11 protein-coding genes are annotated in these 12,937 nt (G+C 69.3%); 7 read left to right on the top strand and 4 right to left on the bottom strand.

The window, feature by feature from the left end:
* Positions 1–13 precede the first annotated feature (13 nt).
* A complete protein-coding gene (locus tag STROP_RS11040) occupies positions 14–1,027 on the bottom strand; it encodes a methyltransferase (protein ID WP_018830104.1) in 1,014 nt (337 codons plus the stop codon).
* A gap of 214 nt (positions 1,028–1,241) precedes the next feature.
* Between STROP_RS11040 and STROP_RS11035 the strand changes: the two genes are divergently transcribed.
* The 3 genes from STROP_RS11035 to STROP_RS11025 are packed head-to-tail and all read left to right on the top strand — an operon-like array spanning position 1,242 to position 3,017.
* Entirely contained in the window at positions 1,242–2,027 is a 786-nt protein-coding gene (locus tag STROP_RS11035) for an SDR family NAD(P)-dependent oxidoreductase (protein WP_011906075.1), read from the top strand.
* A gap of 28 nt (positions 2,028–2,055) precedes the next feature.
* A complete protein-coding gene (locus tag STROP_RS11030) occupies positions 2,056–2,385 on the top strand; it encodes a TcmI family type II polyketide cyclase (protein WP_011906074.1) in 330 nt (109 codons plus the stop codon).
* 14 nt (positions 2,386–2,399) lie between these two features.
* Positions 2,400–3,017 (top strand): mycothiol-dependent nitroreductase Rv2466c family protein, encoded by a 618-nt coding sequence (locus tag STROP_RS11025; protein ID WP_011906073.1) that lies wholly within the window; start codon positions 2,400–2,402, stop codon positions 3,015–3,017.
* Positions 3,018–3,090: 73 nt separating this feature from the next.
* On the opposite strand, the gene STROP_RS11020 is transcribed toward STROP_RS11025, so the two are convergent.
* Both STROP_RS11020 and STROP_RS11015 read right to left on the bottom strand, forming a co-directional pair.
* On the bottom strand, positions 3,091–3,963 hold the full coding sequence (locus tag STROP_RS11020; RefSeq protein ID WP_011906072.1) for an NmrA/HSCARG family protein: 873 nt from the start codon (positions 3,961–3,963) through the stop codon (positions 3,091–3,093).
* A gap of 54 nt (positions 3,964–4,017) precedes the next feature.
* The gene (locus tag STROP_RS11015; protein ID WP_026274905.1) at positions 4,018–4,746 is read right to left on the bottom strand and encodes an SDR family oxidoreductase; all 729 of its coding nucleotides are present in this window, start codon (positions 4,744–4,746) and stop codon (positions 4,018–4,020) included.
* Between the two features lie 215 nt (positions 4,747–4,961).
* Between STROP_RS11015 and STROP_RS11010 the strand changes: the two genes are divergently transcribed.
* From STROP_RS11010 to hemG, 4 genes are all read left to right on the top strand, one after another.
* Positions 4,962–6,434, top strand: coding sequence for an FAD-dependent monooxygenase (locus tag STROP_RS11010; RefSeq protein WP_011906070.1), 1,473 nt, complete (start codon positions 4,962–4,964; stop codon positions 6,432–6,434).
* The gene (locus tag STROP_RS11005; RefSeq protein ID WP_011906069.1) at positions 6,431–7,942 is read left to right on the top strand and encodes an FAD-dependent monooxygenase; all 1,512 of its coding nucleotides are present in this window, start codon (positions 6,431–6,433) and stop codon (positions 7,940–7,942) included. The genes STROP_RS11010 and STROP_RS11005 overlap by 4 nt, the downstream gene beginning before the upstream one ends.
* 51 nt (positions 7,943–7,993) lie before the next feature.
* A complete protein-coding gene (locus tag STROP_RS11000; RefSeq protein WP_011906068.1) occupies positions 7,994–9,100 on the top strand; it encodes a ParB/RepB/Spo0J family partition protein in 1,107 nt (368 codons plus the stop codon).
* A gap of 120 nt (positions 9,101–9,220) precedes the next feature.
* Positions 9,221–10,687 (top strand): protoporphyrinogen oxidase, encoded by a 1,467-nt coding sequence (gene hemG, locus STROP_RS10995; RefSeq protein ID WP_011906067.1) that lies wholly within the window; start codon positions 9,221–9,223, stop codon positions 10,685–10,687.
* 162 nt (positions 10,688–10,849) lie between these two features.
* On the opposite strand, the gene STROP_RS10990 is transcribed toward hemG, so the two are convergent.
* Positions 10,850–12,622 (bottom strand): FAD-dependent monooxygenase, encoded by a 1,773-nt coding sequence (locus STROP_RS10990; RefSeq protein ID WP_011906066.1) that lies wholly within the window; start codon positions 12,620–12,622, stop codon positions 10,850–10,852.
* Positions 12,623–12,937 lie beyond the last annotated feature (315 nt).

Below are 12,937 nucleotides of genomic sequence, written 5' to 3'. Positions count from 1 at the left end.
GGTACGGCGAGTCTCATACCGGAACCGCCTCGATGATGGAGACCGGTGAGGCGGTCGGGATGACCCGGTTGACCTTCAGGCCGGCCTCGGCGAACAGCTCGGTGTACTGGGACCGGGTGCGCTCCTTGGCGCCGAGCAGAAGCAGGAGCCACAGATCTATGATCTTGCCGATGTGGCGCTCGTTTCTCTCCTCGAGCACATACTCGATCACAAGCATGGTCCCGTCTGGAGCGATCGCCTCCCGCACGTTGTGCAGCAGCTGCCGACAGGCAGGTTCCGGGAAGTCGTGCAGGACGTGCTTGAGCACGTAGGCGTCGGCACCGGCCGGCAGCTTGTCGAACTGGCCGCCGTGCTCGATCGTCACGCGGTCACCGACGCCGGCCGAGGCGAAGACCGCTGGCGCGTCCGCGGTGGCGACCTCGTTGTCAAACAGGATGCCGCGGGAGCCGTCCGTCTGGGCGAGGATGCCGGCCAGCAGCGCGCCGCGCCCACCGACGACATCCACCACGGTACGGAACCGCGAGAAGTCGTAGGCGGCCAGCACCGGGGTGGTCTCTGCACCGGAGAGGCTCCCCATGCCCTGAAAGAACTCGGCCGCGTACGCCGGGTTCGCCATCAGGAATTCAAAGGCACCCATGCCCCGCAGCTTCGGCAGGTTGGCCTCGCCGGTGCGCACCGACTCGATCAGCTGCCCCCACTCTTCCCAGAGCAGGGGGTGCCCCATGAGCATCGCTATGCCCCGCATGGAGTCCGGCGCATCATCGCGCAGCGCCTCGCCCATCGGGGTGAGCGCGAAGCGGCCATCCGGTCGCAGTGCGAACACCGAGCAGCCGGAGAGCGTTCGCAGCAGCCGATATGTCGCCTCCGGATCGGAGCCCACGCGTTTGGCAATCTCCTCAGCCGGCAACGGGCCGGCGGCGAGAACATCGGCGACGCCGAGCTTGGCCGCGACCGAGATCGCCTGAGTGATCACCGAGCCCTGGATCAGATCAAGTAACAGGTAGGCGGCGGAATTGTCCCGCACCACGGGAGCGGCAGGCAATGCGGACATAGTCCTTTTCCTCCGAGGCAATAGTGAGATGCCAGACGATAGGCCGGCTCGTTTTCTGGTCGCAAGCCCGACCGGGTCGTTCAACTGACGAGTCGACGCGGTTGGAACAGCGCTTTCCACCGAGGCTCGAGCGATATTTCGCAAATCGTTGACACACTGCCGCGACACAACATTCGGGAAAGGCGGGCCCATGGCAGAGAACGAACAGCGAGTAGCGCTGGTCACCGGTGGAACCAGTGGAATCGGCTTGGCGGTCGCGGAGACGCTCGCCCGCCGCGGCCTCAGGGTCTTTCTCTGCGCGCGAACTCCGGAGGCCGTCGAGGAGACGGTCGGCAAGCTACGGGCCGACGGCTACCCGGCCGACGGTGTCGTCGCGGATGTCCGGCTCCAGGCCGATGTCGAGCGTCTCGTGGGCGTCGTCGTCCAGCGGTACGGACACGTTGATGTCCTGGTGAACAACGCCGGGCGCAGCGGCGGCGGGGTGACCGCCACCATCGCCGACGAGCTCTGGTACGACGTCATCGAGACCAACCTGAACAGCGTCTTCCGGGTCACCCGCGAGGTACTCCGGTCGGGACGGCTGCTGGAGCGCGGTTGGGGACGAATCATCAGCATCGCGTCGACCGGGGGCAAGCAGGGGGTGGTGCTCGCCGCGCCCTACTCCGCGTCCAAGCACGGAGTGGTCGGCTTCACCAAGGCGCTGGGGCTGGAGCTAGCGAAGACCGGGGTCACCGTCAACGCGGTCTGCCCCGGCTACGTCGAGACGCCGATGGCGCAACGGGTACGGCAAGGGTACGCCGCCCACTTCGAGACGACCGAAGCGGCGATCCTGGAGCGATTCCAGGCGAAGATACCGCTGGGCCGCTACTCCACCCCCGAGGAGGTAGCCGGACTTGTCGGATACCTGGTCAGCGATCTTGCCGCGCCGATCACCGCGCAGGCGATCAACGTCTGTGGCGGTCTCGGAAACTACTGATCTCCCAGCTGAGGGCGGTGACGCGACAATGTACAGCACTCTGATCGTCGGTCGGATGCAGCCACAGTGGTCGACGGAGGTTGCCGAGCTCTTCGGCGCCTTTGACGACACCGAGATGCCGCACCGCATGGGCACCCGACGCCGCGAACTGTTCCACTACCAAGGGCTCTACTTCCACCTGCAGGACTTCGACGGCGAGTACGGCGGCGATCGGATCGCCCAGGCCCGCACCGACCCCCGGTTCATCCGGATCAGTGCGGATCTGAAGCCGTTCATCCGGCCCTACGACCCAGCGACCTGGCGTTCCCCCACGGACGCCCTGGCCACCCGGTTCTACCACTGGGCTGACCGGAGCTGAAAGGAGGCCCGGTGATGACCGATGATGTCCGCACTCCAGTCGATTTCTGGTTCGACCCGACCTGTCCCTGGGCATGGATAACCTCCCGGTGGCTCCTCGAGGTCACCCAGCACCGGCCGATCATGCCCCGGTGGCACGTGATGAGCCTGACGCTGCTCAACGAGGGACGCGACGACCTGCCGGAGCGCTACCGGAGGGGTTTGCAGGGCGCGCTGGAGGCGGTGCGGGTCTGCGTTGCTGCCGAGCAGAAGTACGGAGCGCCCGCGTTGGGCCGGCTGTACACCGAGCTGGGCACGGAGTTCCACCTCAAGAACGCCCCCCGGCAGCGCTCCACCTACGAGGCGGCGCTGGTCGCCGCGAACCTGGATCCCGGGCTGGCGTCCGCAGCCGGATCCGACGAGTTCGACGCCGCCCTACGGGCCTCCCATGACGACGGCGTCGGCCGGGTCGGCACCGATGTGGGCACGCCGGTCATCGCGGTGCGGGACGTGGCGTTCTTCGGTCCGGTGGTGTCGCCGGCCCCACGGGGCGCCGCCGCGCTCCGGCTCTGGGACGGCGTGCTGGCGCTGGCCGCGACCGGAGGGTTCTTCGAACTCAAGCGCAGTCGTACCCAGGGTCCGATCGTCGGTTGACCGCGACCACGGCGGGCACCGGCACCGGGACGGGTGCCGGCGGCCCGACCGGAGCACCGGCCCCACCGTCCGGTCACGAACCCGGCTCCGGCGCCGTCCAGGTGGACCGTAGGAACGCCTCCAAGCTCACCAGGTTCGGCCGGGTCCGGCGTAGTGCCGGCAGGTCGGCGCGGTATCCCCCGTCGTTGAAAAAGTCGAACATGGCCGCCAGGTCCGGACGGACGACGCGGAGCTGACCGATGGGCAACTGCTCGTAGCGGGTAGGCAGGCCACTGACCCGCCCGAACGCCGCCGCCATCTCGGGTCCGGTGAGTTCGTCACCGGCGATCTCCACCTGCCGCCCCAGCCAGGTGTCCGGGTCCTCGAAGGCGTCCGCGGCGAAGGCGCCGATGTCGCTCGTCGCGATCAGCTGCAACGGCACCTCGGGCCGCAGCCAGAGACCGAGGACCAGCTGCCCGTCGGCCAGGCGCGGACCGGTGTCGTGGAAGACCTCGTGAAACATGGTGGGCCGCAATATCGTCGCCGGGACACCAAGCTGCTGGATGTGCTGCTCGATCTGCCACTTGCTCGCGAAGTGGTCAACGCCGTTGGCCCGCTCCGCACCCCCGACGGAGCTGTAGACCACGTGACCCACGCCGGTACGGGCCGCGGCGTCGGCCACCGCCTTCCCCTGCCGTTGCTCGGTTGCCACACCGCCGGGGGTCCGGAACGTCTGGACGCTGAACACTCCGTGCACACCGGTCATCGCCGCTGCCAACGACGCCTCGTCGTCGAGATCACCGTGGACCAGCACGGCACCCGCGGCCGCCAGTGCCTGGGCCTCGGGCTTGCCCGGATCCCGGACCAGGGCGTGCACCGTCCGCCCTCGGCGCAGCAGTTCGCGGGCCGTCGCCCCACCCTGCCGACCGGTACCGCCCAGCACCAGAATCGCCCCATCTGTCGGCACGTTCACTCCTTCACACAGCGCGCACACCCACCAGTGTCCGCGGGAAATGTCGGTTCACCAGGGCACGACGCCGTCCGCGGAGAGGCAGCAGCCGGAAGGCCCCGCCTCGTCCAGCAGCGCCAGCCGAACCGCGATCGCTGCTCCTTCTGCCGGAGTCCGGTTTCCCCGGTGGCCGTTGAGGTCCGTGGCCACCATTCCGGGGCTCGCCGCGTTCACTTTGATCGGCGTGCCCCGCAGTTCCTTGGCGTACCCGACGGTGATCGCGTTCAGAGCGGTCTTGGAGGACTGGTACGCCATCAGGTTGACGCCGGCCAGCGCCGAGTCCCACTGCGAGTTCAATGTTAGGGAGCCCAGGTGGCTGGAGACGTTGACCACCCGCGCGGCCACCGCCCGACGCAGCAGCGGAAGCACGGCGTTGGTTACCGACACCACCCCGAGGACGTTCGTCTCGTACACCTGACGAAGATCATCGGCGCGCACCGTGCTCGGCGCACCGTTGGCAGCACCGGCGATACCGGCGTTGTTGACCAGGACGTCCAGACGGCCGTAGCGCTGCTCAATCTCCGCCGCAGCCGCCGAGATCGAGGCAGGATCCGTCACGTCCAGGCGCAGCGGGACGGCCACAATGCCCTGGGCCACCAGGGAGTCCACCGCCTGTCTGCCCCGGGTCTCGTCCCGGGCCCCGACGAGGACGGTGTGCCCTCGCTCCCCCAACTGACGCGCGATCTCGTATCCGATTCCCTTGTTCGCGCCAGTGATCAACGCGATCTTCTCGACCGGCACGTCCGCAATTCCTTTCTGTCGCACTGTCGCGTCCATGCTGAACGGCGGACCGGAATTCGGCATCTCTGAAATTGCTGAGCAATAGATCAGGTTCAACCGCGCCGGAATCCGCAGTCGAACAATTACCCCCACACATCAATCGCCATTGAACCGAGAAGCGCCGGCGGATACTTTGGCGTAGCGATTATCCGGCCACGATGCGGAAGGGTCCGGAAATGGAAACCGATGTGATCGTGGTGGGTGCGGGGCCGGTCGGCCTGATGCTCGCCGTCGAACTACACCTGGGCGGTGCGCGGGTACGGGTCTACGACCGCCTCGCCGCAGCCACCGGCGAGTCCCGCGCTCTCGGCTTCAACCGGCGTGCCGCGGAATCGCTGGACCAGCGCGGCCTGCTCGCACGGTTGGAAGGCTTTCGCTGGGGGCCGATGGGGCACTTCGGTGGCGTACGCATCGACCTCAGCCAACTCGACGACGACCACAGTGGCATCCTGGGCCTGCCGCAGGCCCGCACTGAGCAGATGCTGACGGACTGGCTGGCCGAACACGGCGTTCCGGTTCTCCGACGGCACGAACTCACCGGTCTGCGGGAGGCGGGCAACAGCATCGTCGCCACCTTCGGCGGGCCAGACGGAAGCGCTGAGGTGATAGCCCACTACCTGGTCGGCTGCGATGGCGCGCGGAGCACCGTCCGGGCGCTGGCCGGGATCAAGGCCTCCGGACCAGCGGCCACTCGGGGCATGTACACCGCAGAGGTCACCGGAGTCGAACTGCGCCCCCGTCCGATCGGCGAACGGCTGCCCAGCGGCAGCATGGTGGTGTGCACGCCACTGGGGCACGGTCGCTACCGCATCGTGATCCACGACCGAGGACTACCGCCGAACCCCGATCCGGACGCGCTGACATTCGCCGAGGTCGCCGACGCGTGGCAACGGCTCACCGGCGAGTCCCTGCACCACGGGTCGGCACCGTGGTTGTGGGCCTGCGGCAACGCGGCCGCGGTGGCCGAGGAGTACCGGCGCGGCCGGGTCTTCCTGGCCGGCGACGCCGCGCACGAGATGCCGCCACTGGCGGCATGGGGACTCAGTGCCGGCTTGCAGGACGCGGTGAACCTGGGCTGGAAGCTGGCGGCGGCGGTGCACGGCGGGGCGCCGCCCGACCTGCTCGACACCTACCACACCGAACGCCACCCGATCGGACGGCAACTGATCGCCGACGCACAGGCCGCCTCGTCGCTGTACCTCGGGGACGCCGCAGTGGAACCAATCCGCAGCATGCTGTCGGAGCTGGTCACCTTCCCCGACGTGGCCGAGCATCTCGCCGGGCGGGGTAGCGGGCTGGGTGTCCGCTACGACCTCGGCCCCGGCGACCACCCCCTCCTCGGCCGACGCATGCCCCCACACCACCAACTCACCCTCCCCAACGGCAACACCCCCCGCATCGCCGACCTACTCCACCCCGCCCGCCCCCTGCTCATCACCACCACCACCGAACACCCCACCGCCCACCCCTGGACCGACCGAATCGACATCATCACCGGCACCTGGACCCACCAACCCCACCCCAGTCTCAACACCGCCCTCATCCGCCCCGACGGCTACCTCGCCTGGACCTCACCCGGCAGCACCCACGACCTCACCCACGCCCTCACCCGCTGGTTCGGCGCCCCCCAGAACGGAACAGTCCGATGACCCGGGACGTGATCGTCGTCGGGGCCGGTCCGGTGGGCCTCATGGTCGCCGGTGAACTCCGTCTCAGCGGGGTCGACGTGGCGATCTACGAACGGCTGTCGGCCCGGCCGACGGAGTCCCGGGGTGCCAGCTTCACCCGACGTACCGCCGAGTGCTTCGACCAGCGAGGGCTGCTGGGCCGGCTGGGCCCGACCGAGCCCGCGGAGAGTCACTTCGGGGGGGTACCGATCAACCTCGGCCAGCTGCCGGAGGATCATGCCGGGGCCCGGGGCATCTCCCAGCACCGGACTGAACGGATGCTGGAAAGCTGGGTGACCGAACTGGGGGTGCCGGTGTTCCACGGCCACGAGGTCAACGGCTTCGAGGAGGGCCCCGACCACGTCGTCGTCACCTTCGACGGCCCCGCCGGCTCCGGCCGGGAGACCGCCCGGTTTCTGATCGGCTGTGACGGCGGGCGCAGCACCGTCCGCGCACTGGCCGGGATCGGCTTCACCGGCTCGGAGCCCACCCGGGGGTTCTACACCGCCGACGTCACCGGCATCGACACCCGGCGCCGCCGGATCGGCGAGAATCTACCCGACGGCAGCATGGTCATGGCGATGGACCTGGAGAACGGGGTCACCCGGGTCGTCGTACACGAGCGGGGTATGCCACCGAGAGACCGAAGCTCGTTGAGCTACCAGGAGCTGGCCGACTCCTGGCAGCGGCTCACCGGCGAGTCCATACATCATGGACACTGTCGCTGGATCAGCTGCTTCACCGACGCGTCTCGGGTCAGCACCGAGTACCGGCGCGGCCGGGTCTTCCTGGCCGGCGACGCCACGCACGTACAGCCCCCGGCGATGGCGCAGGGATTGAGCGTGGGCGTCCAGGACGCGGTGAACCTGGGCTGGAAACTGGCGGCGGCGGTGCACGGCTGGGCACCACCCGACCTGCTCGACACCTACCACACCGAACGCCATCCCATCGGGCAACAGTTGGCCCGCAACGCGCGTGCCGCCATCGAGCTGCGACTTACCGGTACAGAGATGGACCCGCTCCGCGGTGTCCTCGCCGAGCTGGTCACCTTCCCCGACGCGGCCGAACACCTCGCCGGAATGCTCAGCGGGCTGGGTGTCCGCTACGACCTCGGCCCCGGCGACCACCCCCTCCTCGGCCGACGCATGCCCCCACACCACCAACTCACCCTCCCCAACGGCAACACCCCCCGCATCGCCGACCTACTCCACCCCGCCCGCCCCCTGCTCATCACCACCACCACCGAACACCCCACCGCCCACCCCTGGACCGACCGAATCGACATCATCACCGGCACCTGGACCCACCAACCCCACCCCAGTCTCAACACCGCCCTCATCCGCCCCGACGGCTACCTCGCCTGGACCTCACCCGGCAGCACCCACGACCTCACCCACGCCCTCACCCGCTGGTTCGGCGCCCCCCAGAACGGAACAGCGCCGAGTGGACCAGCGCCCGGCGCCGGTCCACCCCGTCTCGACTACGCCTAAAGACGCCCCTGCCACCCTCAGCCCAAACGGCAACCGAGGAGGGCGTACCGGATGTCTCGTCACCACGGGCAAGCTGCGCTGGCCACGGAAGGCTTCAGGTTCGCCAGGGCGGGCAGCAACGAGTCGACGGGTAACGACGAATTCGATCTGAAGAACTTCGAGCGACTGCCGGCACGAGACGTTCCCCTGGACGCCCTGTCGCCCAGTCTGCGGCTACGGCAGGGTGGCACGAGCGGCGCCCACGTCCAGTTACTCGTGGAGGCGGGCGGCACCAAGCAGCTACCGCCCATCCTCGTCCAGGAGGAGGGCTGGCGGGTCATCGACGGGCTACACCGACTCGAGGCCGCTCGGCTCCGCGGCGATCACGTCATCCCCGCACGCTTCCTGGACTGCACCGACGCCGAGGCGCTCATCCTGGCGATGCAGGCAAACATCGCCCATGGGCTGCCGCTGTCCCGAGCCGACCGACTCTCCGGTGCCAACCGGGTGCTGTCGGAGTATCCGGACTGGTCCGATCGGGCCCTCGCCGCCATCACGGGGTTGAGCGCAAAGACGATCGCATCGTTACGTACCCGGTCGACGGGGGCAGCAGAGGCCGGTGGCAAGCGGATCGGCCGGGACGGAAGACGCCGTCCGGTCACCGCCGTGGAGGGCCGGCGTCGCGCCGCCGCCTACCTCAACGCCCACCCGAACGCCCCGCTCCGGCAGGTCGCCCGAGAGGCCGACGTATCTCTGGGCACGGTCCATGATGTGAGCGCTCGGCTGCGCCGGGGCTTCAGTCCGGAGCGCACCGGGCACCGTCCTCCCCCGGTCGAGCCGCCGACGGGACCAGCCCGCCGTGCCGCGGTGCCCACTCCCGCGTTGCCGGCCCCACAGGGTGGTGCGGTCAGGCGCCCCGGACGCACCGACGCCCCGCTGACCTGGTCCGGAGTGGCGAAGAAGCTGGCTACCGATCCATCCATCCGATACACCGAAGGCGGCCGGGCGTTCATCCGGTGGATGGCGTGGCACGCCGGTGCCCCACATCGCTGGCGCGAGGTCGCCGGCTCCATCCCGCCGCACTGGCTGAGCGTGATCGCTCCGCTCGCAGACAGCATCAGCGAGGAGTGGAGCCTCTTCGCCGAGCAACTCAAGCGCAAGCAGGAGGACGGACCGTAGCGCCAACCGGCACGCCCCGCCGACCGCCACAACCTGCCCGGTCAACTCTCACTCGACCGGAATTCGCGGGAGCACGGCGAGACTGCTACGACATCGCACCCCAGGAAAAGAGCAGGCGACATGGTGGACAACAAACAGGATCGGGCAGATACAACGCCCCACGTGGTCATCGTCGGGGGCGGCATCACGGGGGTGACGGCAGCGTTCCACCTCCGGACCGAGCCAGTACGAATCACCCTCCTCGAGGCCGCACCGCGGCTCGGCGGGAAGCTGTCCGCCTCTGAGGTGGCGGGCGTCCTCGTTGACGAGGGGGCGGAAGGGCTGTATGCCCGACGTCCCAAGACCACGCGGTTGATCACCGCGGCCGGTCTCGGCGATCAGCTCACGCTGGCCGGCGCCACCACGACAGCGATCTGGAGCAGGGGTGCGCTTCGGCCCCTGCCCACCAGCCAGTTCATGGGCATCCCCTCGGACCTGGACGCCCTCGCCGAGTCCGGCATCCTCTCGCCGGAGGGGGTCGCCGAGGCCCGTCGTGACCTCGAGCTGCCACCGACCGAACGGGACGGCGACGTCTCCGTCGCGGCCTACGTCTCGGAACGACTCGGCCAGGAGGTACTGGACCGCCTCGTCGACCCGTTCCTCAGCGACGTCTGCGCCGGCCGCCCCGACCAGCTGTCGTTCGAGGCCATGCTGGCCCCGCTGGCGAACGCGTCCCGCAGGTACCCGTCGCTGATCCGGGCCGCGGGCTCGCTGGTCCCGCCGCCACCACCGGACGGTCAGGAAGCCCCGACCGGGATCGGCACGCTGACCGGTGGGCTCGGAAACCTGCCCCAGGTACTGGTCAACGCCGTTCTCGCCGACTCACCCCACGCGCAGGTACGGACCGGGGCCGAGGTCACCGGCCTGGCTCCGGAACAGCAGGGGTGGCGGCTGACCGTCAACGCCGACGCCGGGACAGAGCACCTCACCGCGGACGCGGTCATCCTCGCCGTCCCCGCCGGGCCCGCCGGGCGGCTGCTGGCCGATGTACCCGGAGCGGCTCCGGCCGCCGCCGAGCTCGCGCAGATCCCGTACGCCAGTGTCGGCATGATCACGCTGGCGTACCCGCGTACGGCATTCGCCGGCGGGCTCGCCGCGCGCGGGTTCTGCGGCTACCGCGTTCCGGCGGTAGACGGACGGGCCGTCAACGAGGTGACCTTCTCGACGGTGAAGTGGCCGCACCTGGCGGGCGAGGTGGAGATCCTGCGCTGCTCGGTCGGGCAGGTCGGCGACGAGGCACCGCTGCACCGCGACGACGCCGACCTCGTCCGGCTGGTGGCCGCCGAGGTCGCCGCGGCCACCGGGGCGGTCGGTGCTCCGGTGGCGACCCGGGTTACCCGGTGGGCGAGCGCGCTGCCCCAGTACACAGTCGGCCACCTGGATCGGGTGAACCGAATCCGGACGGCGGTGAGTGGCTCGCCGGGGCTCGCCGTCTGCGGTGCCGCGTACGAGGGAGTGGGGGTCGGCACGTGCATCGCCGACGCGCGTAAAGCCGTTGACCAGGTGCTCGTGGGGCTACCCGGAACCACCGTCGCCACCTTGACCTGAGGTGACCATCCTCGGCCGGACGCCGGTGGTGCCGCCGGTGCCCCGGCGGCCCGACCGCAGCAGCGTCGGAATCCTCGCCCCGCCGGGGAACACCGGGCAGTACCCCGCGCCCGCCCGGGATGACAGACTCGGACGGGCGCGGGGTAGGCGCTGTCGCCGGATTCAGGCTCGTGCCGGCCCCACGCTCTCGAGGATGCGCCCGATGGCTCCGGCCAGCTCATCGGCCGGGTTCGCCCCGGTGCCTCTGCTGCGCCACCCCACGTGGTTGTCGGGGCGGACCAGGATGGCACCTTCGTCGGTGATGTCCCGGACGCGTAGCCACCGGTCGTCGGCGGCCGTGAACTCCGCGCCGACCCCGATGGAGACGGTGCTGATCGGGACCGAGAGCTTCTCCGCCACCACCGCGGCCGCGTCCCGCCACCGCTCCGCCTTCGGACCGACAATCAGCACGAAGCTGCCTGCGGAACCGGTCAGGTCGTGGGTGGACAGGACCCGACCAGCGCGTTCGATCCAGGCGTGCGGCAGCACATGCCCGGGCCGGGTGGTGGGATGGTAGACGTCCCGCAGCGGCTCCCGCGGTGGCGGCGGGCTACCGTCGGGGATGACCGCACCCTGTTCGTACGCGAAACCCATCTCGACGTCGTGTGCCTGACATCCACCCCGGTGAGTGGCGAACAACTCGGCTGCACGGGCCCGCGCAGCCGCCGCGATCGGGGACGGGTCGATGAACGCCGCGAACGATCGCTCCCGACGCTGCGGCGCCGTGTGCTGACCGACACCGACGGCTTCGAGGATCGCGTGGTGGTGCAGGGCCGCGGAGACCGCCCAGTCGACGTTGTGCCGGCCGATCGGGTGCCGCTCGGCCTGGTACGTATCGAGCAGGCTGTCCGGGGCGCGGCCGGTGAGTACCGCGGCGAGCTTCCACGCGAGGTTGTGTGCGTCCTGGATCCCGGTGTTCAGTCCCAGCCCGACGGTGGGGGGCTGCCGGTGCGCGGCGTCGCCGGCGAGCAACACCCGACCGACCCGGTACTGGTCAGCTACCAGGGATTCCACCGACCAGTTCGTGACCTGGTGCAGCGTGAGCTCCAGGCCGGGAAGTCCAAGGACCTCACGGATCTTGGAGACGATGCTCTCCTCGGGGTAGCGCTGCGGGTCGCCCGGCGGAAAGTGCAGGACCCACTCCTCGCAGTGTTTCCCCCAGGTGGGGCCCATCTCGATGAGGTTGCTGGACAGATCGGGGTCGTGCGGATGGAGAAAGTGGGTGAGTAGGGTGCCCTCGCGCCACCACGGCGACAGGTCCGCGGAGAAGTAGGCGGTGGTGACCTCGAGAAATCCTGGAAGGCCCCGCATCTGCACGTCGAGGGCCGCTCCGACTGTGCGGCCGCCGTCAGCCGCGATGAGGTAGCGGGCCACGACCGTGGTGACCTCTCCGGTGCCGACCTCTCGGACCTGGGCCACCACCCGGTCGCCTTCCTCGGCGAAGGTGACCAGTTCATGACCGAAACGGATCTGTCCCGGGTTACGCCGCTCGGCATGTTGCCGCAGAATCGGCTCCAACCGGACCTGGGGCAGCTTGACCGGAAGTACCGGCCCGGCTGCCTCGTAGGTCTCCCGCAACGCGCCGCCGCCGAACGCGTCCATCTCCTGAATGACCAGGCCGTCGAGGGGCCCTTCCCCGCCGAGCGAGGTCAGCCAGCGCAGTTTGCCGAACTTCTCCAGGCACGCCCCCTGCTGGGCCACCTCAGCGTCAAGCTCGTGCTGACGAAAGATGCCCATCGTCCGCTGGTTGAGATAGTGCGCCTTCGGCATTCTCGACGTACCCGGGTGCCGTTCCACCAGCAGGTGGCGTACACCGTGGTCGGACAGGAAAACGGATGCGGCCAGGCCGCATCCGCCGCCGCCCACGATGAGAACCGGAACCTCTGTCGTTGCCATAGTCGTCCTTCCGAAAGGTGACCGCCCTGCTGGTCGTCTACGTGGCCCCGCTCGCGCTTCGCCGACCCGCAGCTGTCGACCGCCGGGCGAAAGGGGAATCGACGATCGGGCCGGACCGCTCGCAGTCTGCCGAGAGCCTCTGTAGTCCCAGTCAAGGACGGATTGATTCGACATCGCCATCACCGGACCAAAAAACAAGCAACGGTCGACGGCTTTCGACTGCGCTTCGCCGGCGGTTGAACGAAGCTCCGACACCACCGATCGTTTCCGAAGGGCAGCCGACCGCTGGACATCCGACCGTTGCCATTGGTCAGT

It is taken from the genome of Salinispora tropica CNB-440, assembly GCF_000016425.1.
Taxonomy (GTDB): domain Bacteria; phylum Actinomycetota; class Actinomycetes; order Mycobacteriales; family Micromonosporaceae; genus Micromonospora; species Micromonospora tropica.
The sequence above is the reverse complement of the archived record's forward strand: the minus strand, read 5'-3'. Positions and strand labels throughout refer to the sequence as shown.